Source organism: Kaistella carnis, assembly GCF_003860585.1.
Lineage (GTDB): Bacteria > Bacteroidota > Bacteroidia > Flavobacteriales > Weeksellaceae > Kaistella > Kaistella carnis.
Genome location: NZ_CP034159.1, coordinates 2,014,108 through 2,040,645, shown reverse-complemented (window position 1 = coordinate 2,040,645; position 26,538 = coordinate 2,014,108). Strand labels below are relative to the sequence as shown.

At 37.4% G+C, this 26,538-nt stretch carries 20 protein-coding genes; 13 read left to right on the top strand and 7 right to left on the bottom strand.

Annotated elements, in window-relative coordinates; all coding sequences use genetic code 11:
* Positions 1–44 precede the first annotated feature (44 nt).
* From EIB73_RS09465 to EIB73_RS09455, 3 genes are read left to right on the top strand one after another with little or no spacing between them, the layout of a single operon-like run.
* A complete protein-coding gene (locus EIB73_RS09465; RefSeq protein WP_125024824.1) occupies positions 45–1,274 on the top strand; it encodes an efflux RND transporter periplasmic adaptor subunit in 1,230 nt (409 codons plus the stop codon).
* A 3-nt stretch (positions 1,275–1,277) separates the two neighbouring features.
* Positions 1,278–4,430 carry an efflux RND transporter permease subunit gene (locus EIB73_RS09460; RefSeq protein ID WP_125024822.1) on the top strand — a complete coding sequence of 1,051 codons (3,153 nt, stop codon included), beginning with the start codon at positions 1,278–1,280 and terminating at the stop codon, positions 4,428–4,430.
* 34 nt (positions 4,431–4,464) lie between these two features.
* On the top strand, positions 4,465–5,874 hold the full coding sequence (locus EIB73_RS09455; RefSeq protein ID WP_125024820.1) for an efflux transporter outer membrane subunit: 1,410 nt from the start codon (positions 4,465–4,467) through the stop codon (positions 5,872–5,874).
* Between the two features lie 119 nt (positions 5,875–5,993).
* Here EIB73_RS09455 and EIB73_RS09450 read toward each other — a convergent pair whose 3' ends face one another.
* A complete protein-coding gene (locus EIB73_RS09450) occupies positions 5,994–6,527 on the bottom strand; it encodes an RNA methyltransferase (RefSeq protein WP_125024818.1) in 534 nt (177 codons plus the stop codon).
* Between the two features lie 73 nt (positions 6,528–6,600).
* Here EIB73_RS09450 and mutS point away from each other — a divergent pair, with 73 nt between their 5' ends.
* Positions 6,601–9,186, top strand: coding sequence for a DNA mismatch repair protein MutS (gene mutS / locus EIB73_RS09445; RefSeq protein ID WP_125024816.1), 2,586 nt, complete (start codon positions 6,601–6,603; stop codon positions 9,184–9,186).
* Between the two features lie 267 nt (positions 9,187–9,453).
* Here the strand turns inward: mutS and EIB73_RS09435 are convergent, their stop codons facing one another.
* From EIB73_RS09435 to EIB73_RS09420, 4 genes are all read right to left on the bottom strand, one after another.
* Positions 9,454–9,777 carry a hypothetical protein gene (locus EIB73_RS09435; protein WP_125024814.1) on the bottom strand — a complete coding sequence of 108 codons (324 nt, stop codon included), beginning with the start codon at positions 9,775–9,777 and terminating at the stop codon, positions 9,454–9,456.
* Positions 9,778–9,779: 2 nt separating this feature from the next.
* Positions 9,780–11,618: an ABC transporter ATP-binding protein gene (locus EIB73_RS09430; protein WP_125024812.1), complete on the bottom strand. Its 1,839-nt coding sequence runs from the start codon at positions 11,616–11,618 to the stop codon at positions 9,780–9,782.
* 48 nt (positions 11,619–11,666) lie between these two features.
* Positions 11,667–12,590, bottom strand: a complete 924-nt coding sequence (locus EIB73_RS09425; RefSeq protein ID WP_125024810.1) for a M28 family peptidase — start codon at positions 12,588–12,590, stop codon at positions 11,667–11,669.
* A 95-nt stretch (positions 12,591–12,685) separates the two neighbouring features.
* Positions 12,686–13,075: a DUF4293 family protein gene (locus EIB73_RS09420; RefSeq protein WP_125024808.1), complete on the bottom strand. Its 390-nt coding sequence runs from the start codon at positions 13,073–13,075 to the stop codon at positions 12,686–12,688.
* Between the two features lie 153 nt (positions 13,076–13,228).
* On the opposite strand from EIB73_RS09420, the gene rho reads away from it, so the two are divergent.
* Both rho and EIB73_RS09410 read left to right on the top strand, forming a co-directional pair.
* On the top strand, positions 13,229–15,067 hold the full coding sequence (gene rho, locus EIB73_RS09415; protein ID WP_125024806.1) for a transcription termination factor Rho: 1,839 nt from the start codon (positions 13,229–13,231) through the stop codon (positions 15,065–15,067).
* A 151-nt stretch (positions 15,068–15,218) separates the two neighbouring features.
* On the top strand, positions 15,219–15,812 hold the full coding sequence (locus EIB73_RS09410) for a superoxide dismutase (RefSeq protein ID WP_185144616.1): 594 nt from the start codon (positions 15,219–15,221) through the stop codon (positions 15,810–15,812).
* A gap of 54 nt (positions 15,813–15,866) precedes the next feature.
* Here EIB73_RS09410 and EIB73_RS09405 read toward each other — a convergent pair whose 3' ends face one another.
* A complete protein-coding gene (locus EIB73_RS09405; RefSeq protein ID WP_125024803.1) occupies positions 15,867–16,280 on the bottom strand; it encodes a DUF6146 family protein in 414 nt (137 codons plus the stop codon).
* Between the two features lie 77 nt (positions 16,281–16,357).
* On the bottom strand, positions 16,358–17,551 hold the full coding sequence (locus EIB73_RS09400; protein ID WP_125024801.1) for an endonuclease/exonuclease/phosphatase family protein: 1,194 nt from the start codon (positions 17,549–17,551) through the stop codon (positions 16,358–16,360).
* Positions 17,552–17,754: 203 nt separating this feature from the next.
* Between EIB73_RS09400 and EIB73_RS09395 the strand changes: the two genes are divergently transcribed.
* From EIB73_RS09395 to EIB73_RS09365, 7 genes are all read left to right on the top strand, one after another.
* Complete coding sequence (locus EIB73_RS09395) at positions 17,755–20,610, top strand: TonB-dependent receptor (protein WP_125024799.1); 2,856 nt, start codon at positions 17,755–17,757, stop codon at positions 20,608–20,610.
* Positions 20,611–20,640: 30 nt separating this feature from the next.
* Complete coding sequence (locus EIB73_RS09390) at positions 20,641–22,029, top strand: DUF5689 domain-containing protein (RefSeq protein ID WP_125024796.1); 1,389 nt, start codon at positions 20,641–20,643, stop codon at positions 22,027–22,029.
* Between the two features lie 196 nt (positions 22,030–22,225).
* The gene (locus EIB73_RS09385) at positions 22,226–22,660 is read left to right on the top strand and encodes an RrF2 family transcriptional regulator (RefSeq protein WP_125024795.1); all 435 of its coding nucleotides are present in this window, start codon (positions 22,226–22,228) and stop codon (positions 22,658–22,660) included.
* A 54-nt stretch (positions 22,661–22,714) separates the two neighbouring features.
* Positions 22,715–23,839 (top strand): DUF2249 domain-containing protein, encoded by a 1,125-nt coding sequence (locus EIB73_RS09380; RefSeq protein ID WP_125024793.1) that lies wholly within the window; start codon positions 22,715–22,717, stop codon positions 23,837–23,839.
* A gap of 229 nt (positions 23,840–24,068) precedes the next feature.
* The gene (locus EIB73_RS09375) at positions 24,069–24,902 is read left to right on the top strand and encodes a DUF2249 domain-containing protein (protein ID WP_125024791.1); all 834 of its coding nucleotides are present in this window, start codon (positions 24,069–24,071) and stop codon (positions 24,900–24,902) included.
* On the top strand, positions 24,903–26,168 hold the full coding sequence (locus EIB73_RS09370) for a hypothetical protein (protein ID WP_125024789.1): 1,266 nt from the start codon (positions 24,903–24,905) through the stop codon (positions 26,166–26,168). It abuts the gene before it with no gap.
* The gene (locus EIB73_RS09365) at positions 26,165–26,494 is read left to right on the top strand and encodes a metal-sulfur cluster assembly factor (RefSeq protein WP_125024787.1); all 330 of its coding nucleotides are present in this window, start codon (positions 26,165–26,167) and stop codon (positions 26,492–26,494) included. Before EIB73_RS09370 ends, EIB73_RS09365 begins: the two co-directional genes overlap by 4 nt.
* The last annotated feature ends 44 nt before the right edge of the window (positions 26,495–26,538 follow it).

Here is a 26,538-nt window from a genome sequence, read left to right as displayed (position 1 = left end):
CTTATATTATAATAATGATGACATTCAATTATAAAATTAAATTCATGAAAAATAAAATTATCCTTCTTTCTTTCTCTGTTTTGTCGGTTTTATCCTGCAAAAAGAAAGACGAAAGACCTGCTCAAGGTCCCAAAGTAGTTTCTACCGTAGTGGTAGAGAATAGAAATGTTGTTGGTTATTCTGCCTTTCCCGCAAGTATTGAGGGTCGGGTTAATAATGATGTTCGCGCTAAAATGTCGGGTTATATTACGCAGGTGTTAGTAGACGAAGGTCAATATGTAACGAAAGGTCAACCATTGTTCAGATTAGAAACCAATGCTTTAAGCCAGTCTGCGAATGCGGCAAAGGCAGGAGTTGGTGCCGCGCAGTCAAGTGTTGCCGCTTCCGATGCCAATGTGAAAGCTGCGCAATCTGCCGTAAGTGCCGCTCAGGTTGAAGTAAACAAACTGAAACCTTTAGTGGAAAAAAATATTATCAGCAGTGTTCAGCTGCAAACCGCACAGGCTAATTTAGCAAGAGCTCAGGCACAAGTTGCCCAAGCAGTTGCCGCAAAACAGCAAGCTTCCGCAGGAGTAGCTCAGGCTCAGGCAAATTACCAAGGCGCTCAGGCAAATGTTGATTACTCTGTGATTCGCGCGCCTATCTCGGGAACGATAGGAAAAATTAATTTCAGAACCGGAAGTTTGGTTGGACCTGGTGATCCAATGCCGATTTCAACGGTTTCTGATACCAGCGAACTTTATGCTTATTTTTCAATGAACGAAAAGGAATATCTGGACTTCTTAAAAAATTCAAAAGGCGCAACCATTCCGGAAAAAATAAAAAATATGCCGGCAGTAGAATTGGTTTTGGCTAATGGAGATGTCTATGCAGAGAAAGGATATATCAAAGCAATTACCGGACAGATTGATGCTGCCACCGGAAGTATTCAGTTCCGTGTTTCATTTCCCAATCCTAATAAATTATTGAGCAACGGAAATAGTGGAACCATTAGGATTCCAATCACTTATGATAATGCTTTGGTCATTCCGGAAAGTGCTACAATTGAGCAGCAAGGTTTGGTTTACATTTACAAAGTAGAAAAAGATACTGCCAAAAGTACGGTGATTTCGGTCATTGATCGCGTGAATAATATGGTGGTTATTAAAGAAGGTGCTGTGAAAGGCGAAGTTGTTGTTGCAGAAGGCGTCGGAACCTTAAAAACCGGAACTCCTGTAAAAGCACAACCCAAAAAATTCGACGATCTCATTAATGCTATAAAACCGATTTTCTAGAACATGATTAAAAAATTTATAAACAGACCGGTTTTATCTACGGTAATTTCCATCATGATTGTAGTGTTGGGGATTCTGGGATTAATCTCTTTGCCGGTTACACAGTATCCTGATATTGCGCCACCAACGGTGCGAATTTCAGCAAATTATACCGGTGCCAACGCGCAAACGGTGATGAATAGTGTAGTGATCCCGATTGAAGAACAGGTGAATGGAGTAGAAGGAATGGACTATATTTCATCTTCTGCCGGAAACAACGGTTCTGCTTCGATTCAGATTTTCTTCAAACAGGGAATTGATCCGGATATCGCTGCGGTAAATGTTCAAAATCAAGTTCAGCGTGCAATTCCGCTTCTGCCTTCAGAAGTTACAAGATCCGGAGTGCAGGTGAGCAAGCAGCAGACAAGTGCCTTGATGTTCTTGAGCTTTTACACTGCGAATCCTAAACTGGATGAAGTTTGGCTGCAGAATTACCTAAATATTAATGTTATTCCTGAATTAAAAAGGGTAAATGGTGTGGGTGATGCCCAGGTTTTTGGTGGAAAAAATTATTCCATGAGAGTTTGGTTGGATCCCGCAAAAATGGCAGCGTATGGTTTAGAACCTGCCGAAGTTTCTGCAGCGATCAATGATCAGTCCAGAGAAGCAGCTGCCGGAGCCTTAGGTGAAAACAGTGGAGGTTCTTTTCAGTATATCATTACCTACAAAGGAAAATATAACGAAGTTGATCAGTTTGAAAACATTATTCTTCGTGCCTTAGGAAATGGGGAATATCTCCGTTTAAAAGATGTCGCAGAGATTAAACTGGATTCTCAATCGTATGCAGGAATTGGTGAAAGTAATGGAAACCGTTCCATATCAATGGGGATTTTTCAGACACCGGGTTCCAATGCTCAGGAAATTATTACCAACATAAAAACCTTACTAAAAGAAACTGAAAAAACACTTCCGGAAGGAATTGGCTATAATATTAACTTTGATACCAATGAGTTTCTGGACGCTTCAATCTCTAAAGTAGTGACCACGCTTTTAGAAGCATTTGTGCTCGTGTTTTTAGTTGTGTTTTTATTCTTACAGGACTTTAGATCCACTTTAATTCCGGCGATTGCCGTTCCTGTTTCTATTGTAGGAACCTTCTTTTTCCTTAATTTATTGGGTTATTCCATTAACTTATTAACCCTTTTTGCTTTGGTTCTTGCCATCGGGATTGTAGTGGATGACGCCATTGTTGTGGTAGAAGCCGTACACGCTAAAATGGAAGGAGGAATCACCGACGCTAAAAAAGCAACCATCGAAGCGATGGACGAAATTACAGGTGCGATTATATCAATTACTTTGGTAATGGCTGCTGTATTTATTCCCGTAACTTTCTTAACCGGACCTACCGGAGTTTTCTATCAGCAGTTTGGGATTACCCTGATCATAGCGATTTTAATTTCAGCTGTTAATGCTTTGACTTTAAGTCCGGTGCTTTGTGCTATGTTTTTGAAACCTCCCGCACATCATACGAAAGAGTATGGAACTATGAATTTTGCACAAAAATTCTTTTATAAATTTAATGCAGGATTTAATGCAGGTACAAAGAAATATGGTCAGTCATTTAATTTCATTCTAAGAAATAAATGGGTGAGCTTATTGATCATTTTTGCAGCCGGAGGAGTTACATTCTGGTGGGCAAGTTCCACAATGCCTACAGGATTTATTCCGAAAGAAGACCGTGGAATTTTATTTACCGATGTATTGCTTCCACCCGGAGCCTCACTTGAAAGAACGTACAATGTTTTATCAGATCTTCAAAAAGAAGCCCGTAAACTTCCGGGGGTGCAAAACGTGACATTTACGGCGAGCCGTGGATTTATGTCTGGTTCCGGATCTAACGTTGGGCAGGCCTTTGTTAAATTAAAACCTTTTAATGAGCGGGGTAAAGCCGGCGGTCAAACCATTGATGATATTACCAAAAGTTTATTTGGAATTACCGCTAAATATCCAGATGCCAAAATTATTTTCTTTTCGCCGCCAAGTGTACCTGGGTTTGGGAGTAGTGACGGTTTCTCGACTGTATTATTAGATAAATCAGGTGGGGATATTAACGAATTAAATAAAGTAACCCAAAGTTTTGTGGGCGCATTGATGCAAAGACCGGAAATCCAGTTTGCGTCAACCTCTTTCAATACAAATTATCCACAGTATGAAATGGTGGTGAATGTTCCGCGTGCTAAAGAAAGTGGGGTTACTTTGAATAGTATTTTGAGTACGATGCAAGGATATATTGGAGGAATTTATTCTTCAGATTTTACTAAATATGGAAAACAATTTAGAGTAATGATTCAGGCGTTACCCGATGATCGGAAATCTCCCGAAAATTTGAACTCTATCTTTGTTAAAACAGCTTCTGGAGCCATGGCGCCAATTTCGCAGTTTGTTTCATTAGAAAAAAGCTTTGGACCACAATCCTTAGAACGATATAATCTTTTTACTTCCGTTGGAATTAATGGATCAAGTAATCCCGGGTTTTCAACAGGGGATGCGATTAAAGCAGTGCAAGAAGTTGCAGCCGAGAATTTACCCGCTAATTATGATGTTGAATTTACCGGCTTAACCAAAGAGGAAATGAAGGCTGGGTCACAAACTTATGTCGTTTTCTTACTGAGTTTCTTGTTTGTTTACTTTATTCTGTCTGCTCAATACGAAAGTTATTTATTGCCCTTCTCTGTTATCTTTTCACTTCCTCTGGGAGTAATTGGAGCATTTTTCGGTCAGCGAATTTTTGGATTAGAAAATAATATTTACTTCCAGATCGCTATTATCATGTTGATTGGATTACTTGCCAAGAATGCAATTTTGATTGTGGAATTTGCCGTACAAAGGCGCCACCACGGAGAATCAATTACCATGTCGGCGATTAATGCTGCAAAAGCCAGGTTACGTCCGATTTTGATGACCTCATTTGCTTTTATCTTCGGGATGATTCCATTGGTCTTTGCCACAGGGATTGGCTCGGTAGGTAACCGCTCTATTGCGACTGGTGCAGCCTCAGGATTATTGATTGGAACGTTCTTCGGATTGGTTGCCATTCCGGTTTTATTTGTTATTTTCCAATATCTTCAGGAGAAAGTAGTTCCATTAAAAAAAGAAGATATTAATCTATCTGAGTAATTGAAAGTTAGAAACTTTTATGAAAATTAAAAAAATGAATAAATACTTCAATATAAAAATACTTTCAGTTTTGTTTTCAGCGTTCGTTCTTACTTCATGTATGACGCGGGAAAATTATGAAAGACCCAGTGAAGCCATTGATGAAAACCTTTTCCGCACCGATCTGTTGCCGAAAGATTCTACGAGTATGGCAACGGTTTCATGGAGAGAAATTTTTACCGATCCTGTTTTGCAAAAGCATATTGCGAAAGCTTTAGAAAATAATTTGGATGTAAGAGTCGCATTGCAAAATATTGCTGCGGCAGATTCTTATTTAAAACAAAGTAAAGCAGCCTATTTGCCAACGCTCTCAGCGGGTCCGAATTACACCTTTCAAACGCAATCTTTAAATACGCAGTCCGGACAGTTACTGGGTCAAAGAAAATATGGAGATCAATTTGATATCTCGGCAAATGTCGGTTGGGAAGTTGATGTTTGGGGTAAATTAAAAGCCCAGCAGAAAGCAGAACTTGCCAATTATTTAGGGACTGTTTCCGCACATCAAGCGGTGAAAAGTGATTTGGTGGCATCAGTTGCTTCTGCTTATTACCAACTGCTGACCTTTGATGATCAGAAGAAAATTATTAATGAAACGATTGTTTTAAGAAATAAAAATCTTGAAACGACCCAAGCTTTAAAAGATGCCGGAACGCTTACGGAAGTGGCAGTCCAGCAAAGTCAGGCGCTCGTTTTCAACGCAGAAGCCATGTTGCTAAGTATTGATGTTCAAATTTCCCTGCTGGAAAACACCTTAAGTCTTTTAATGGGTGAACCTTCTCACGCGATAGATCGCACCACCATTGATGCGCAAAAGATGCCGGTAAGTTTAGCCTTAGGTTATCCCGCAAATCTGCTGGAAAATCGCCCGGATGTAAAAGCGGCAGAATATCGTTTGATGAATGCATTTGAATTAAAGAACGCGGCGAAAGCTCAGTTTTATCCAACTTTGAGATTGACTGGAAGTGGCGGAATTACCTCCGGAGATATCGATCAGCTGTTTAGTGCCAGTTCGCTTTTTGCTAATGTAGTGGCAGGTTTAACGCAACCAATTTTAAATAAAAGACAGATCAAAACTCAATATGAGGTGAGTATGGCAAATAAAGAAATCGCGTATCTTAATTTTAGAAGATCGGTTTTAACAGCTGGAAAAGAAGTTTCAGATGCATTGAATGTGTATCAGTCCCAAGACCGCTTTATCGGTTTGAAGAGAAAAGAATTGGAAGCCTATAAAAACTCCGTTGACTATTCACAGGAATTGGTAAACTACGGTTTAGCAAACTATCTGGAAGTGATCAATGCAAGTGTAAATAAGCTCAATGCAGAATTGAATATTTCCAACGCTGAATATTCGAAGTTGGATGCTGGAATTGAATTGTACCGCGCACTTGGTGGTGGTTGGAGATAAATTTTCTTTAAAATATTATAAAAATAATCTCTTCCATTTTTGGAAGAGATTTTTAGTTTTTTGAACTTGTATACGCAATATATTCAACGTCAACTTTTGTGAATTTGTGGTTTATAACTCTAAAGTGATTTAAAGAATTCCCACATCACGATTCCGCCACACACAGAAACATTTAAAGAGTGTTTCGTGCCCAACTGCGGAATTTCCAGGAAAGTGTCGTAATACGGAAGTGCATCGTCGCTTAAGCCATCCACTTCGTTTCCTAAAACCACAGCATACTTTTCGTGTTTATTAATTGAATAATCTGTGATTACTTCTGAACTCGTTGTTTGTTCAATTCCTACAATTTTAAAGTTTTCCTTTTTTAAATTTTGTAACGCTTCAACAATGTCTTTTTCATAAACCCAATCTACACTTTCTGTCGCGCCTAAAGCGGCTTTGTGAATCTCGCGATGTGGTGGTTGAGGTGTAATTCCACACAAAACCACTTTCTCTATTAAGAATGCATCGGCTGTTCTGAAAATCGCACCTACGTTATGCATGCTTCGGACATTATCTAAAACCACAACAAGCGGCGTTTTTTTGGTCTCTTTAAAGGTTTCGATATCTATTCTTCCTAATTCTTCGAGTTTCAGTTTCTTTGTGGATGACATTTTCGTATTTTTGGCAAAATTAAGGTTTTTCAATCTTACTGTTTTAAGTTAATTAATTTTTAAACTCAAGTCCGTGGCAAAAGAAAAAAAAGAAACTCCTTTAATGACGCAGTACAATACCATCAAGGCGAAATATCCTGATGCGCTTTTGCTGTTTCGAGTCGGAGATTTCTACGAAACTTTCGGAACGGACGCAATTCGAACTTCGCAGATTTTAGGAATCGTTTTAACTAAAAGAGCCAACGGTGAAGGTCATATCGAACTCGCCGGTTTTCCGCATCATTCCGTAGATTCTTATTTGCCGAAACTCGTGAGAGCCGGACTTCGTGTGGCAATCTGCGATCAACTCGAAGATCCGAAAGGGGTTAAAGGAATTGTAAAACGCGGCGTGACCGAATTGGTAACTCCAGGCGTAACTTTCAACGAGCAGGTTTTAACATCGAAGAAAAATAACTTTTTACTTTCTATTCATAAAGTAAAAGAGAAATACGGATTAGCCTTGGTTGATGTTTCGACCGGAGAATTTTTAACTTCTGAAGGAAATCTCGAGCAATTACTTCATATCGTCGGCACTTTTGATCCGAGTGAAATTATTTATCAAAGAACAACCGAACTTCCTGCACAATTGAAAAACCGCAATTCTTTTAAATTAGAAGACTGGGCTTTTCAGTACAATTATGCCTACGAAAAACTGACCAATCATTTCAAAACCAATTCATTAAAAGGTTTCGGAATTGAAGATTTAAAATTAGGAATTGTCGCTGCCGGAGCGATCTTCGCTTATTTAGTTGAAGATACGCATCACGCACTTTTGCAGCATATTACCAAAATAAAACTGATTCCGAAAGATGATTATCTGATGATGGATCATTTTACGTTGCGGAATTTAGAAATCGTTTATTCAAGTCATCATACTGGAAAATCTTTGCTTGATATTATAGACAAAACTTCAACTCCGATGGGAGGAAGATTGTTGCGAAGAAGATTGATCTTGCCTTTAAAATCGGTCAATGAAATCAACAGAAGATTAGATCTCATTGAGTTTTTTAATAAAGAAGAGAACCTTAAATATGAGATTTTACAATTATTAAAATCCATTTCAGATTTAGACCGTTTGATGGGAAAACTGGCTGCGGAGAAAATCTCACCGAAAGAACTCGGATACCTGCGCCACAGTTTGATCAACATTCGAACTATTAAAGAATTGCTTCAGCCACATGATGAGGTTTTGACTTGGTTATCGCCTTTAATTAATCTGGAAGAACTCATTGAATATTTGGTTAATTATTTGAATGATGAACTTCCCGTTAATATTTCGAAAGGAAATGTAATTAAAACCGGAATTTCAGAAGAACTGGATCATTTGCGCGGACTTCAAACGAAAGGAAAAGACTTCCTGGATGAAATGTGTGACCGTGAAGTGAAACGTACCGGAATCACGAGTTTAAAAATTAACTTTAATAATGTTTTCGGGTATTTTATTGAAGTTCGTAATTCTCATAAAGATAAAGTTCCCGAAGATTGGATCCGCAAGCAAACTCTCGTGAATGCTGAAAGATATATCACCGAAGAACTGAAAGAATACGAAGAACAAATTCTCGGCGCGGAAGAAAAAATTTCAAAAATCGAACATTTGTTGTACCGGCAAGTTTGTGAAAATGTGATGATTTACATCGATCAAATTCAAGAGAATTCTAAAATTATTGCTGAACTCGATTGTGGCGTTGGATTGTCTGAACTCGCCGTTTCTGAATCTTATACAAAACCAGTTTTAAATGACGGTTTTGAAATCGATCTGAAAGAAGCGCGTCATCCTATTATTGAAAATGCTTTGCCATTGGGTGAAAAATACATTCCGAATGATTTGTTTTTATCCAAAGATTCGCAACAGATTATTATGGTGACCGGTCCGAATATGGCAGGTAAATCGGCGATTTTAAGACAGACAGCAATCATTTGTTTAATGGCTCAAATCGGTAGTTTTGTTCCTGCAAAACATGCTGAAATCGGAGTTTTAGATAAAATATTTACAAGAGTTGGCGCGACCGATAATATTTCTTCAGGCGAATCAACGTTCATGGTAGAAATGAATGAAGCCGCAAATATCCTGAATAATATTTCTGAAAGAAGTTTGATTCTTTTAGACGAAATCGGTCGAGGAACTTCCACCTACGACGGAGTTTCTATTGCTTGGGCGATTGCGGAATATCTGCATCAACATCCGACGCAGGCGAAGACTTTATTTGCTACACATTATCATGAACTCAATGAAATGACGGTGAATTTTGAAAGAATTAAAAACTTCCACGTTTCGATTCAGGAACATAAAGGAAGCATTATATTTTTAAGAAAATTATTGTCTGGCGGAAGTGAACACAGTTTCGGTATTCACGTGGCGAAGTTGGCGGGAATGCCTGCGAAAGTTGTAAATCGTGCAAACGAAGTTTTGAAAACTTTAGAAAAAAGCCGTTCACACAGCGGGTCCAAAGATTCCGCAAAAGCCATTACGGACGAAAGTCTGCAACTTTCTTTCTTTCAATTGGATGATCCTGTTTTAGAAAATATCCGCGAGGAATTATTGAAAATGGACATCAATACTTTGACGCCGATTGAAGCGTTGATGAAACTGAATTCTATTAAAAAGATGATTGGGAGATAGCAAATTTGCTAATTTGCTGATGAGTTGATTTGATGATGAGTTGATTTGGTGATGAAATTCAATTTAAAATATTTTGATTTAATAGTTCTCCTTTTTATCTCTTAGGTTTGAAACCGGAAAGTATCGCCGAAATTGTGGTGGGAAATTCGTTTAGTTGGATCGATATTTTGTGTTGTGAAGTGTGAAGTTTGGTGATTTTCGCTGTGGAAAAATTTTGGTCCAAAAATATCATCTAGATGCTATAAATAGGAAATCAAATATGAACAACTATTTGTTGCTGGAAAACTCTTTTTTTAGGAACATTAATTCAGACTCTGCGTCAAATTTATCTCTTTTCATCTTGTCGATAACTTGGTATAAAACGATCGACATTAGGAAAATTAGAGCAACTAAAAAAATCATTACAGCATTCCAATATCCAAACATTTCCCCGAAAGTTTTTTCCATTCTACGAAGACGGACAAAAGGAATGATGAATGGAGAAACTAGCGTTACAAAAATCGCCCAGATTACTTGATACTTTCTGTTCGAAATTTTTTTTAACCGGTTTTGAATTAGTTTTTCTTTTTCGTTATAAATTTCTTCAGTCATGTTTACCCAAAATTTTGCAATTCAACCAATCGTCGGTACATTCCTTTTTGCTCGAATAATTCCTGATGCGTTCCCTGCTCTACAATAATCCCACGTTCCATAACCACAATCCAATCTGCTTTTTGAATGGTTGAAAGACGGTGCGCAATCACAAGTGAAGTCCGATTTTCCATCATTCTTTCTAAAGCATCCTGAACAAATCTTTCGCTTTCGGTATCCAAAGCAGAAGTTGCTTCATCCAGAATCATAATCGGTGGATTTTTTAGAACTGCTCTCGCAATAGAAACTCTTTGTTTTTGTCCGCCCGAAAGTTTGTTTCCGTCATCACCGATGTTGGTGTAATATTTTTCCGGGAGATGATCAATGAATTCATGAGCGTTGGCAATTTTCGCGGCCGCCATTACTTCTTCTTCCGTAGCATCGGGTTTCCCCATGAGAATATTATTGAAAACCGAATCATTAAATAAAACAGATTCCTGCGTCACCATTCCCAAAAGATTTCGGTAATCGGTCACTTTTAAATTTTTAATATTTTCACCATCAACTAAAATATCTCCTTCAGAAACATCGTAAAATCGGGCAAGTAAATTAGCAATCGTTGTCTTCCCGGAACCTGATTGACCAACAAGTGCAATGGTTTTTCCTTTTGGAATTGTCAGGTTAAAATTCTTTAAAATTACATTGTCTTTATCATAGAAAAATCCAATATTCTTAAATTCAATTTTAGATTTTAAAGTTGAAATAGGAATCGGATTTTCTACTTCATCAATTTTTAAATCATAATCTAAAACTTCCGCTACACGGTCTAAACTCGCCATTCCTCCTTGAATATTAGAAATAGCACTCGCTAATTTTTTCGAAGGATCTAAAATCTGGAAAAACATACCGATGAAAACTAGAAAGGTTTCAGGTTCCATGGTTTGTTCTGTTAAAATTTGAACGCCGGCAAACCAGGTGATAATTAAGATGGTAACCGAGCCTAGAAACTCACTCATCGGTGAGGCCATTTCCCGGCGGCGACTCATTCCGATGGCGTATTTCTGCCAGTTATTTGTAGTGGTGTTGAATCTGTTCTTCAGGATTTTATCTGCGTTGAAAATTTTAATGACCTTTGACGATTTTAAGGTTTCATCAACCAAAGAAAATAAATTCCCCAACTCCTCCTGTGCCGCTGTTGCTTGTCTTTTCAGGCTCTTTCCAACCCATGAAATTAATCCACCCATGACCGGAAAAACGAGTAATGAGAAAAGTGTCAGCTGTGGAGATAGAATAAATAACGTAATTAATGAGGTGATGATCATAAAAGGCGCATTGATCACATCCACCAAACTTCCCATAATTCCTCCTTCGACCCCTCCGATGTCATTGGAAATCCTGGACATCATATCACCTTTTCGCTTTTCAGTAAAAAATGAAACCGGCAGTTTCAAAAACTTATCATACATCGCAGTTCGCAAATCTTTTGTAATACCTACGCGATAATTTACCAGAAGATAGGAGCCTAAATATCGAAACAAATTTCTCAGTAAAAAGGCCGCGGCGGTGATGGCACAAAGTATAGCTAAAACCTGTACAGCACCGTGCTGATCAATCTTGATCTGAATGCTGTAATACGCCCAGTCTTTTGCATATCCAAAAAAATCGACGATTCGCCCCGTATTTACCGGTGGTTTTGACGTGTCAACTTTTTCTACTGTTCCAAACATTAAACCTAAAATAGGCAGCATGGTGGCGACCGAAAAAATATTCAAAACAGAGTACATAATGTTGCAAAACATACTCGCAAATAGATATTTTTGATGGGGTTTGGCGAAATAAAGTATTCTTTGGAAAGGTTTCATTCAGGAAATTTAAGGCGCAAAATTAAGGAATTTTGAGTTGTTGTTTATTTAATTGTAATTAACCGTTTCATTATACTTTGGTGCAAAGTTCTTCGGTGTTAATTTTTGAAACGTCTTTCCAAGATTATTAATGATCTGGGTCAAATTATCAAAATCTACAATATCTACATCATCGTTTAATTGATGGTAATGGGAAGCAGAGTTCATATCAACAGTGGAAAAAGAGTGGGCAATTACTTTCTTTTTTACGAAGCTCACATTATCTGATCTGTAAAAAAGTTGTTGACCTATGTAAGGATCGGGATTTATTTTCAGTCCATTCTCCGCTTTTGCGTTAAAAAGTTCATCAAGATCGGAGAATTCATCACCTGTCATATATAAAGCATTGGGTCCGAATTTTGAAACGGTAGCCAACATTTCAAAGTTAAATAAAGCTGAAATGTTTTGATATTGTGTTTGCAAATTTTCTATGTTTGAAATAGCTTTTGATCCTTTCATTCCTTTCTCTTCTCCATTAAAGGCGATAAACATCATTGAAAATTCAGGTTTATTTGTTTTAAAGAAATCTGCCAAACCGATCACGGCAGTAACACCGCTTGCGTTATCATCTGCGCCATTAAAAACCTTATCGCCCGGTTGATCTGTAGTTCCGATATGATCAAAATGAGCCGTAAAAGCTAAAGTTTTTTCGCTTTTTCCTTTTTTAATTCCACATACATTATACACTGTTTTACCTTTATAATCAAAAGGAACCAAAAAAGAGTTTCCTGTACAGTAATCCAAATTATTCTCTTCAAAACGTTTGGCGATGTAGATTGCAGCAGAATCGTTTTCGGGTGTTCCGATTTCGCGACCTTTCATTTCATCGGAAGCTAAAGTAGAAAGAACATCAGTAACTCTTTGTTTAGAAACTTCTTGCGCAGAAAATAAAGTAACGCAGAGGAGCGCAATGATCATTGAGATTTTTGGCATTGGTAATTTTTGTTAAAGATATATAATTCTATTAAATGACATAAAAAAAACAGCTCCCGAAGGAACTGTCTCACTCAAAAAAAATCGTTGTACGTTTAGCGGAGTCTGTCTACAGATTTTACGAGCCTTTCGTCTTTTCGAATAAATACGTTTGCAATAAGCAAACAAACTATCGATAGTAAGGGAAATAGTGGCTCAATACCCTTCTCAGGAAAATTCATTCCTCCGGGTAAGGTGAGTAACCAGTACGCCAATAAACCGAGCAACAAAGCGTTTATAATAAGGCTGATGTTATTCAGCAAAATTTGTCTTTTACGTTCTTTGTAACTTAATATACTGATGAACCCAAATAATACAAGTGCAACACAGGTAATTGATATAAAAGGAACCGGACCAAACAGGGAAAAATCCTGTCCAGTCACGAATAGGAACACGGCTCCCAAAATCGCTAAAAATATCCAAACGGTCTGTATTCTCTGCAACATATTACTGTAATCTGCGTACAAAAATAATAATAATTTTTTGCATAATTAAAAAATAAACGTAGATTTGCACTACAAACGACCTAATTAAGAAAAGTCGCCCGACTTAACTTTCTTACTTACACCTACTTATAACTTACTTTTTGCGTAACATTTATGTTCAACATTGAAACGTTAAGGTCTAAATCCGACACGGACTTGACCAAAATCACCAGCGATCTGGGCGTTAAACTTGCTAAAAACAGCACCGAAAACGACAAAATTTTTGCTATTCTGGATTTTCAAGCTTCCAATACGAAAGTAGCAAAAGAATATTTCAACGCGACAGAATCCCCTATGAATACAGAAGAACCAAAAGTGCCTGCTCCGAAAAAGCCTGCAGCAAAAAAAGCCGCTCCTAAAAAGAAAGTGGAAAAACCAACAGAGGTTTCTGAAGAACTTGCTCCAAAAGTTGCCACAGTTGAATCCACGGAGGAATCAAATGAGAAGAAGCCGGCTGGAAATGAGGAGGTCGGAGAGGTAAAAGCAACAAATACAAATCAGCAAAAGAAAAAAAGACAGCGCGTAACACCGCCGGCTAAAGAATCTTCTGCAGAAAATGAGTCTGAAGTTAAAGTGAAAGAGGTTGCCGAAGTTGTAGCGGAGACGAAGCCGGAGCAACAAAAACCGCAACACCAAAATCAAAACCAGCATTCTAATCAGAATCAGAACGTTAACCAGAATCAAAATACCAATCCAAATCAATCCGGAAATGGTAACCAAAGCGGCAATCAAAACCGACCGCAACATCAAAGTAAAAATCCTAACCAAAATAGAAACCAGAACAAAAATCAAAACAACGGCGATTCTCAGGAAGAGCCGGCTAAAAAAGAATTTAGCTTTGACGGTCTGGTAACAATCGACGGCGTACTGGAAATCCTTCCAGATAATTACGGATTTCTTCGTTCTTCGGATTTCTCCTACATTTCTTCGCCCGACGATGTTTATGTTTCAACCAATCAGATTAGAAACTACGGACTGAAAACAGGTGATACAGTAAGAGGAATTGTAAGATTGCCGAAAGAAGGGGAGAAATATTTTTCTTTATTAAAGCCAACAGAAGTGAACGGCAGAGATTTAGAATTTATTAAAGACCGCGTGGCATTCGAATTTTTAACGCCACTTTTTCCGGAAGAAAAATTTAATCTAACTGGAAAAAACGCAACGCCTTCTACCAGAATTGTCGATTTATTTACACCAATCGGAAAAGGGCAGCGTGCGATGATCGTTGCACAGCCGAAAACTGGTAAAACCATGTTGTTGAAAGAAATTGCGAATTCAATTTCAGCCAATCACCCGGAAGCCTATATGATGATCTTGCTCATCGACGAAAGACCGGAAGAGGTAACCGATATGGAAAGAAGTGTAAATGCAGAAGTTATTGCTTCCACTTTTGATGAGCCGGCAGAAAAACACGTAAAAGTTGCAAATTTGGTCTTGTCTAAAGCACAGAGAATGGTAGAATGTGGTCACGATGTGGTGATTTTGTTAGATTCGATCACGCGTTTAGCCAGAGCTTATAACACGGTAACACCAGCATCCGGTAAAATTTTATCGGGAGGAGTTGATGCCAATGCATTGCATAAACCGAAACGTTTTTTTGGTGCGGCCAGAAATATTGAAGGCGGTGGTTCATTAACCATTATTGCAACAGCCTTAATTGATACGGGTTCAAAAATGGATGAGGTGATCTTTGAAGAATTTAAAGGAACCGGAAACATGGAGTTGCAACTCGATCGAAAAATTGCCAATAAGCGAATTTATCCGGCAATTGATTTAACTTCTTCGAGTACAAGAAGAGACGATTTGCTATTAGAAGATACCGTTCAGCAAAGAATGTGGATCTTAAGAAAGTATTTAGCAGATATGAATCCCGTAGAAGCGATGGAATTTGTAAACAAAAGCATTAAAAATACTTTGAATAATGAAGAGTTTTTAATGTCGATGAACAGATAGAAAAAATCGAAATATATAATTGAAAACCGCTCTTTTTGGGCGGTTTTGTTTTTTTATCAATGTTAAAGATTTATTAAAGTAATCTTTAACAATTGGAATTTGCCTAATTATTGATTAAATTTGGGTAATAACATTAAATATTATAAAAATCATGTTCAAATTACCAGAATTAGGATACGCGTACGACGCTTTAGAACCAACCATTGATGCAAAAACAATGGAAATTCATTATACGAAACACCACCAAGCTTATCTTGATAATCTTAACAAGGCAATTGCAGGTACAGATTTAGAAGGTAAATCAATCGAAGAGGTTTGTAAAACCGGAACTGACAAAGCAGCCGTGAGAAACAACGGTGGTGGTCATTATAATCACTCTTTTTTCTGGGAAATCTTAACTCCGGGAGGCAGCAAAGAACCTGTTGGAAATGTAAAAGTAGCCATTGAAAATTATGGCGGATTAGAGAAATTTAAAACAGACTTTTCAGAGGCCGCAAAAACAAGATTCGGTTCAGGATGGGCTTGGTTATGCAAAAAGAGTGATGGATCGCTTGCCGTTTGTTCAACTCCAAATCAAGATAATCCATTAATGCCGGTTGCGGAATGTGAGGGAACTCCAATTTTAGGACTTGATGTTTGGGAACACGCATATTATTTAAAATATCAAAACAAAAGACCGGATTACGTTGCAGCATTTTTTGATGTCGTAAACTGGGATAAAGTAGAGGAGAAATTTAATAAATAATCTTTTCTTACCGAGATAAAAAAAGTTCAGAGAAATCTGAACTTTTTTTGTTTGTTAAAATGCGAGGCCCGTTATTCCGTTCAGTTTTAAACCGTATTTCCAATATACATAATTGAAAACCTGAAACAGTCTGTATTCGTATTCTAAACCGTAGTTAATATTGGGGTCATAGTCAATCGAAGATTCAATTACATCACGATAGCGCCCAGAGTAGTATTTTGCATTCCAGTCACTGACCAAGAGTCGGTTGCGGGATTTCAAATAATCTTCTGTATAAAAGCTCATGGGCTTTGCCTTTGTCATTAAAAAATAATCGTATTCAGAATCCAGGACATGTAATTCGTATTCGCCATCGTCATTTAATTCGGGTTTTATGGTTGCTTCAGAATTGCTGTTACTGCTTTTGTTTTGCGTGGTACAGTTCGTGATGAAGAGGAAAATACAAAGGAGAAATAAAATCTTTTTCATTGTTTCAATTTATGCTTATCTCAAAGGTACGAAAAAAGCCGTTTGAAAAACGGCTTGTATTTTTGTAATCTATTGATTTACTGGACTTCTCTCTGCAGCACGATAAAGGCGGGGAAGTGGTCACTATACCCTCCTGTAAATCTATCACCGTCCCAGGACCGCAACGGATAACCTTTCCAATTTCCTTCTTTGTTGATTAGGTAGGGAGGCGCATAAATTTCGGTTTTGTATAGAGAATATTCTTTACCTACCTGATCAGAGAGTACATTTCCGGACACAATAATCTGATCAAATAAGTTCGGTGCATTTTGATAAGCCAAAGAAGCAACTCCTTTTTTGTACAGTGGGTACATTAAATTAAGGTAAGGCATTTCCGGACTCAGGTCTTTCGGTGTTAGGGCTGCCTTCAAATAATTTTTTAAACTTGAGCTGACCGGGTCATCATTAAAGTCACCCATGGCAAATAATTTTGTCGTAGGATCTTTTAATCTCACACTGTCCATTTGTTGTTTAAGTACAACGGCAGCTGCATTTCTTTTTGGCAAAGAACCAGCTTCTCCGCCGCTTCTGGAGGGCCAGTGATTCATAAAGAACGCAACCTTTTCATTGTCCAAAAATCCTGTGACAACTAAAATATCTCTGGTATAAGATCTTTTTCCCTCATTGTAAATTTTGACTTCTTTTTTCAAAGAGTTCGAAGGCGTAAATCTTCTTTTCTGATAAATCAGTGCTACATCAATACCTCTGGCATCAAAAGAATTGTAGTGAATAATTCCGTAATCATATTTTGCCAAAGCCGGTTGTTTGATCAGATCTTCAATGACCTGTCGGTTTTCTACCTCAATTAAACCTACTACTACGGGTGCTGTTTTGGTATATTGGGCGCCCAATTCAGAAATTACTTTAGCTTCGTTTGTTAATTTTATATTGTAATTCTTAGTGTTCCAGTTTTTAGGACTGTTTACTGTAAATTCATCTGCAAGAGTCTGATGGCGAATGACCTTTTTGCCTTTTAATAATTCATTTTTCCATTCTCCGCGGTATTCTTCTGTTGTTTCAAGATATTTTAAGGAATCGATGGGAACACTACGGTGAAATGCAGGATTACTCACATCTTTGGTACCGTCAATATAATCAGCTGAGGGAATGGTATCAAAAAGATTTTCGAGATTTAAGAAACCGATTGTGGCTACCTTCCTCAGTTGGCCTTTTTGCTGTGCAAAAGAAATACAGCAAATTATTAAGAATAAAAAACTGGTAAATTTTTTCATTTTGATTTAAAAATAATATTATGTTACAAAGCTACTAATAAATTATTTTCGATAGGTCGCTATTTTCTATCGTGCTAATTTTTATCATGTTCTGCGTGGAATTTGTGTTAAAAAAAACTAAAGTATTATTATTATGCCTAAATTTGTCTTAATTAATTTAGTGAATTGATTTTTAGAGTAAAAAGTCAAAAAAAATTATCAACATGATTAAAAAACTATCTTTAATCTCTATGTTTACATTGCTGCCGGCATCTTTTTATTTTGCACAAACTACGGTTTATGCTTATTTGAAAGATGCAGACGGAAAGCCGGTGGAAAGCGCAGAGGTTGATTTAAAAGGATCCGGTAATGAGGTGAAGGCTGATAAAATTGGATATTTCCAATTCGTCGATCTGAAATCTGGTCATTATCAAATCGTCATCAGTAAACCCAACTTTGAAACGAAAATGATGGAGTTTGACGTTAATGATGAAAAAAGAAAAGATTTGGGCGTTGTTACGCTTTATTCTAATTTGACAGGTGCCGATCAAGGTCTCGCCATTATTGAAAGTACGGGCGATGAAGAAAACTCCAGTCAGGGAACAACCGTGGGTTTACTGCAGTCCTCTCAGGATGTATTTAGTAGAATCGCTGCTTATGATTTAGGAGCTTATTGGTTCCGACCAAGAGGAATCGACGGAAGAACTGGGGAAACCATGATGAATGGGGTTTCTATGGTCAAATCTGATAATGGAAATGTGGACTTTTCAAATTGGGGTGGTTTGAACGAAATTACGCGTTACCCGGAGATTTCTGCAAATCATTCGCCTTCAGAATATGCATTTGGGGGCGCAAGTTCTGTAATTTATAAAAACACGAACGCGAGCGATTACCGAAAAGGATTTCAAGCAACTTACTCTTTAACCAATAGAAATTACCGAAACAGAGCTTCTCTTCGATATTCCTCCGGAATGAACAAAAACGGATGGGCTTTTACCTTAATGGGCGCCAGACGATGGGCTCAGGAAGGTATTCAAGAGGGAACTTTCTATGATGCTTATGGTGCTTTTCTTGGAGTTGAGAAAAAATTCAACGATTCTCACAGTTTAACTTTCAGTGCTTTTGCAGCGCCATCAAGAAGATCTACTGCGAGCCCAAGTACGCAGGAGGTTTATGATTACAGAGGCGTGCATTACAACTCTTATTGGGGTTGGCAAGATGGTAAAAAAAGAAGTGAAAGAGTAAAAGAAAATTTCCAGCCTATTTTCCAGTTGCAGGATTTTTGGAAAATCAATGACAAATCAAGCCTTCGTACGGCGATCTCTTACCAGTTTGGAAAAGATAAAAGCGCGCGTTTGGACTGGCAAAATGTGCCAAATCCTTCGCCTACTTACTACCGATATTTACCAAGTTATTATGATTTCTTAGATCCGGATGCTTCGGTTACTTTGCCGGCAGACGGAACTGCAACCACCGCTCAGTTAGCCTATCAGGAGGCTTTGGCAGGGTGGCAAAATGGAGATCCATTGTATACGCAGATCAATTGGGATAATTTGTACAAGAGAAACATGAATCAGCCAGCTGAAGATTATTACGGAGTTAACGGTAAGCGTGCTTTGTATTTTCAGGTAAATGATGTAAGTGATGATAAAATTTTTAATGCAGGAACGCACTACGTTTACGATTTTTCAGATACAAGTCGATTTTTATTAAATGTATCTTATCAAAATTACCGCTCAGAATTATATCGGGAGGTGAAAGATTTGTTGGGAGCAGATTTTGCTTTAAACAGAGATCCTTTTGCAGCAACCAATCAGCCGGGTAAAAGCGGATTATACAACGAAGGGGAAACCGATGTTGTAAAGAGAGTCGGTGATAAGATTAACTATAACTATATTTTTTCCAGACAGGAAATAAAAGTAAATCCGGGCTTGAAATTTCAATCGGGTAAGTTCGATGTCTTTGTTTCTGCTTTAGCAGGTTATTCTACAAACTCCAGAGAAGGATTATTTAAACATTATCTCTACGAAGATTCCTACGGAAAAAGTGGGGACCAAAACTTCTGGAACTTTGGTTTGAAAGGTCAGGTGATTTACAAACTCGATGGTAGAAACTTCTTCGTTTATAATGGCGCTTATTTTTCTCAGGCACCGTTCTTAGAAGATCTGTTCATTAATCCACGAGTAAACTCTTCTGTCGCACCCAATATTACCAATACGGTTATTAATGCGAATGATTTAAGTTATGTGATTAACAGTCCATTCTTTAAAATGAGATTAACAGGGTTTTTGGTTGACACACAGAATGACACCAATGTACAGCGATTCTTTGCTGATGGTATTCAATTGCAGAATGCCGATACGGAGGTTGCAGTACAGAGTGCTTTCGTATCGCAGATCATGTCCAATGTTGACAAGCAAAATATGGGAGCGGAGTTAGGGCTTGATGTAAAAGTTTCACCAACCCTATCTCTTCAAGGTTTAGCCAGTTACGGACAGTATATTTATAAAAATGATCCTAATGTTTATTTTGCTTCTGACGCAACAGGAACATTTGCAAATGGAAATTCATTTACTGATTTAGGTAAAGCCTATTTGACCAATTCCAGACAAGGTGGAACTCCACAACAGGGTTATTCCTTAGGATTCCGATATAACTCACCAAAATACTGGTGGTTTGGTGCCAACTGGAATTATTTAGACGATAATTTCTTAGATCCATCTGCGCTTTTAAGAACAGAACGATTTGTGCAAAATCCGGTAAGTGGTACTCCATATTACGGACTTACAGAATCTGAATTAAGAAGAGTATTGCAACCAACTCAACTTCCATCCGCCAGTTTTATCAATGCGAATGTGGGGAAATCGTGGAGATTTGGAGCGTACTATGTTTTACTTACCGCATCGGTTAATAATATTTTAGACAATACAAAATATATTACCGGAGGTTTCGAACAGACCAGAAGAGCAACATTGCCAACTTATACAGAAGAAATTGGCAGAGAGTTTCCGCTTTTCGGACCTAAATATTGGTATACGCAAGGTAGATCGTACTTTGTAAATCTTCAGTTTAGATTTTAATCATTAATCAGAATATTAAAAAACAATAAAATGAATTTCAAAAAATATTTTAAAACCGCTTTTGTAGTTGCTATTTCAGCATTTACATTGAGCTCTTGTGTAGATAAGGATGAATGGGATACGCCTCCAATTGCTTGTAACAATAAATTCGATGCGCCAAATATCACCCTTGCAGATTTTAAAGCGATGGCACCGGCTACCGGCTACGTTTTAATTACGGAAGATAAAATTTTCGACGCGTACGTTATTTCATCCGATGAAAATGGAAACTTCTATAAAACGATCTCTTTCCAGGACAAACCGGAAAACCCAACTGCCGGTTTACAGATGGAAGTTGACCGCGCAAGTAACTATGCTGATTTCCCTGTAGGAACGCATATTAGAATTAACGCAAAAGGTTTAAGATTAGGTTTAGACCGTGGTACCGTAAAAATCGGTTCTGTAGATCCTAACTTCGCAATTGGTAGAATTCCGGGAAGTTTGTTCTCCAGATATATTTCTGCAGTATGCGACGGAAACCAAATGGAGGTTGTAAATATCACACCGACTGAATTGGCGAGTCTTACTGTGGCTGCTGATCCAAAATATATTAATACTTTGGTAACTGTACCTAATGTTCAGTTCAATATTTCGGAAATCTATCCAGTAAACAAAACTTATATTGATTATGTTGCGGGTGCAGGTGTAGATTCTGACCGTAAAATAGAAGATGCTGCAGGTGGATCGGCGACTCTTAGAAGTTCTGGTTTTGCAAGCTATGGTGCAACACTTTTACCAAAAGGTAGTGGAAGTCTAACTTTTGTTGTGAGCAGATACAATGCTAATTATCAGATGTTGATCAGAAGTTTAAAAGATGTGAATATTCCTGCAACAGGAACAAGATTTGATCCTACACCACCAAAAGGAGGTACTGCGATTAACTATCCTACAACGCTTTCGGAAAATTTTGAAAGTTTCGCAGATATGTCAGAAGTCTTTGCACCGTATATCAATGATCCAGTTTTAGGTAACAGATATTGGCAGTTAAGAATGTTTAACAACAATAAATATCTACAGTTGAGTGCCTTTAACGGTGGAGGAGCACACGAAACATTCTTTATTGTACCAGTAACATTTACAGCAGGTAAAGTATTATCCTTCGATGTTAATATTGGTCAGTTTAATGGTAATGTATTGAAAGTTTTTACTTCTACAGATTATACAGCCATGGGTGATATTATGTCTGCTACTTTAACAGATATTACATCTAACTTCAGCATTCCTCAAACGCCAGTTAGTGGTTACGGAAATTTTGCACCGGCAGGTAGCTATACTTTCCCAGCTTCATTAACAGGAAAAGGATTTGTTATGTTTAAATATACAGGAACAGCGGGTGGAGTTACTACAACAGTTCAGTTAGATAACATAAAAGTTCAATAAGAATTAAATCTTTTATCTGATCTATAAAATCCACTTCTTCACAGAGGTGGATTTTTCGTTTAAATAGTTCCACATCTTTTCTTTTTCTATTTTCATCTTCACTAAATAAAATTTATACTAATATTAAATTTAATTAAGATAAATTAGTCCGAAATAGAAAGATTGTTTTATCTTTGTCTTATCGAAATCAAAAAGTATGTTATCTAAAACCTGTGAATATGCATTAAGAGCAATGATTTATATCGCTCAGCAGTCACGAGACGGAAGTACGACCAACATCAAAAAAATTGCGGCAGAAATAAACTCTCCGGAACTTTTCATTGGAAAAATACTGCAGGCATTAAGCAAGCACGGATTTCTAAAATCCTCCAAAGGGAGAAACGGCGGATTCTATATTTCCGATGCAGAGGCGAAACATTCCCTCGCAGATATTATTACTGCGATTGATGGAGATAAAATATTTGCCGGTTGCGGAATCGGGTTAGCCTATTGTTCCGAAACAAATCCCTGTCCCATTCACAACACGTACAAAGCGGCAAGAGATCAGTTGTATGAAATTTATGGGAAAACAACTTTGAGCCAATTCAGAACCGAAAAATGCGGAGAAAAATTACAACTTAGAAGAGAATAAATAGCAATTATTGTACTTGAATTATCAATAAAATTTAACTAAAAATTATTAAAAATGGCGACAATAGAAACTTTAGATGTGACGAAATTAGAACCTCGAATGAAACATCCTACTATTTTTAAATATTTTGATGCTTTGCAGCCCGGCGAAGAATTCGTGATTGAAAATGACCACGATCCAAAACCACTTTATTACGAGTTGATCGGGGAGCGGGGAAACATTTTTACTTGGGAATACTTGCAAAAAGGCCCTGAATGGTTTATTGTAAAAATTTGTAAAAATCTTTTAGAAGAACAAAAAGAGGTCGAAAGATTAATAGTGACCACCATAGAACCGAAGTTTAAACACCCAACTATTTTTAAATATTTTGATGCTTTACAACCCGGCGACCGTTTTATTATTGAAAATGATCATGATCCAAAGCCGCTTTATTATGAATTAATCGCGGAAAGAGGAGATATATTTACGTGGGAATATTTACAACAGGGTCCGGAAGTTTTTGAAGTGCAGATCACCAAAAATCCACTCACTGAAAACACAGACTCACTCCCTGAAAAAGATATTAAAAAAGCCGAAATGCTGAAAGCCAAAGGGGTTCAGTTTCAGTGCAGTTCTTCGAAAAATGACAGCGATACAAAATCTCCAACTTACGATTACGATAAATGGGAACTCGATTTTCTGGTAGATTATATCGCAAATACCCATCACCGTTATATTAAAGACAATGCAGAAAATCTGAATGATCTGGCTATAAAAATAGCCGAACATCACGGTGATAATCATCCGGAATTAAACAGAGTTTCTACCGTCATGTATCATTTCTTACAGGATTTATTAGACAATATCGCAAGAGAGGAAAAAGTATTATTCCCTGTGATTAAGCAGATGGTTTCAAAAAAAGCAAATGCAGCCACAGAAATTACCTATAAAATGGGTTCATTAGAAGAACCTATCAATCTGCTCAAGAAAGACCACGAAGTTGCCCTTGCAGATTTATCATTCTTCAGAATATTGACAGGCGATTACACTCTTCCGACCGATGCTTGCAGTTCTTATCAATATCTGTTTCAAAAAATGAAAGAATTCGAAAATGAAGTGCAAACCCATATTCGGTTAGAAAATATTATTCTTTTCCCGAAAGCAGTTCTCTTAGATGCAGAACTGGTGCTATTGAATTAGAAAAGTGAGGATGCGCTATTTGGAATAAAAGCAATTTTCATTGCGAAATTTGAGATGTGAAATTAAGATTTTACAAAATCACACGAATGTTCAAGCCTCTGCATTAAAAAGTGTAAGTAGGTAGAAAAACGCACATTTATAAAGGAAATTACAGCAGACTAATGAGATGTTTAAATTTGAAAAGTTAAAAAATGTCTGCAGTTTTTTCCTTTAAATACCTAATCAAATTATGGAAGATATTACGGCTAAAACGAAAATTTCTGAATTGATAAAAGCCAATCCGAAAAGTATAGATGCGATTGCTTCTTTGGCAAAACCTTTAGAAAAATTAAAGAATCCAATCCTCCGGAAAATTATGGCCTCGCGAGTTACAATCGGCGAAGCTGCGAAGATGGGCGGAACAACTGTAGAGGAATTCAAGCGCGTTCTTTTACCGCTTGGTTTTACTTTTAAACAAGAAACTTCCACGAAAGAAGAAACAATTTCAGAACCGAAACCCACGTGGTTGCAACAGGCAAATAAATCCGACATCGACTTTTATGATGTTCGACCTATTATTGATAATGGTGCAGATCCTTTAAAGGAGATTCTGGGACGTTTCAAAACCACGCAGCCCGGGAAAATTCTCTGTATCATTAATAATTTTGTGCCGACGCCTTTAATTCACCTTTTAAAACAGGAAAAAGCTGAAGATACTTTTGTAGAAACCTTTAGTGATAAAGAGTTCTATACCTACTTTTTGAAAAAAGAAAAAGAAGCAAGTCAATCATCAGAAACTGCGGAGGAAAAATTGCAGATGAATGATGAAGAAAGTTTCGCGGCAATTTGCAGTCATTTTACCAAAGACCAAACCAAAGAAATCGATGTTCGCGAACTCGAAATGCCCGGACCAATGCAATTGATTCTTGCGGAGTTAGAAGAACTTCCTGTTGGTCATGCTTTGTATATCAATCACAAAAGAGTCCCGGTTTATTTACTGGAAGAACTTGCGGATAAAAATTACCAAGTTCACATTAATAATAGAGAAGAAGGGAACGTGAAAATGTTGATTTTTAAAAAATAAATGGCACAAATTAGTATCGGAAAAGCCCCTGGAAATCGCGCTGTACTTCCGTTTTATGCAACAGGAGCGGTCATGTTTTTTGTTCTATGTGTGTTGATGGTTTTCAGCCCCGAATCATTTACGCGTCATTATTTTACACCGCATTTATTGACCATTGTTCATGTCGCAGCTTTAGGTTGGGGAACAATGATCATTTTGGGAGCGGCTCATCAGCTGTTACCTGTTATATGCGAACAGGATCTGTACAGTGAAAAAATGGCATCTTTTGTTTGGTATACTTTGACTTTGGGAATGATTTTACTCACGACCAATTTCTGGAATCTAACCGTAGGGTGGGTGATGATTGCTGGTGGTTCCTTAATTGTGATATCAGCGGCGCTCTATTTATTCAATGTTTTGAAAACGACTAGAATTTTTAATAAATATTCGATTCAAAAACTCTTTCTGGTCAGTTCGGCGATTTGGCTTTTGTTTACGGTAATTGTCGGTTTGTTGCTGGCAATTAATTTAAAATTTCCTTTCTTTAAACAAAGTCATTTAGAAATATTAAAACTCCATTCTCATGCGGGAATTGCGGGTTGGTTCTTACAGCTAATTACCGGCGTTAGTTCCAAATTAGTTCCGATGTTTTTATTGGGGAAATCGAAGAAAGACTATTTATTAAACTGGGCTTTTATTTTTCAGAATCTTGGACTTATTCTTTTCCTTGTTGATGGTTATTTTATCGGAGTAAGCGTCCGAGTTTTAATTTACGCAGCGATTGTTTTAATCGGAGTGGTTTTTTGGTTGTTGTATTTATATGACAATTTCAAAAACCGTTTAAGGAAAAGAGTAGAGTTGTTGATGAAACACGCTTTTCTTTCTTTTTTAGCCTTGGTGATTTCTATCTTACTTTTGCCTGCCGTCTATTTTTCCAGTGGTTATCGCTGGACCATGCTTTATGGAACACTTTTGTTTATGGGCTGGATTACCAGCATTATTTTAGGAAAAACCTTTAAAACCCTGCCTTTTATTATTTGGAATGACCATTATAAAAATCTTTCCGGAAAAGTGAAAGTTCCACTTCCAAAAGATTTGTACAGCGAGAAACTCACCGTTTGGCAATTCAGAATTTTCATCGCTGCCTTTTTGGTGTTTGCCTCGGGAATTATTCTACAACAGGTAATCATCATCAGAATTGGTGCGATATTGTGGGTTGCAGTCGCCGTTTTATACAATGTGAATGTCTTTAAATTATTGTTACACAAAAGAAATAACAAATCATGATACTCGATTCTACCGATAAAAATTACGATAAAATAAGCCGCACAGAAATGGCGTTGTACGAAGTTATAGATCCTGAATTGATGGTCAATATTGTTGATCTGGGTTTGGTCTACGATGTTGAAATAATAGATGATACCATCATTAAAGTTACCATGACTTTAACCACACCACATTGCCCAATGGGCGACGCCATTCAAACCGGAGTTAAAAATGTTTTGGAAAAAGAACTGCCCGGACATGAAGTGGAAATCAATCTCGTCTTTGAACCCGCCTGGAATTACGATATGGTTTCTTCCGAAGGAATGCAGCAACTGAATAACCGATAAGTAGTATTTTTTTATAATTGTTTGGCGAAATACATTCGTGTATT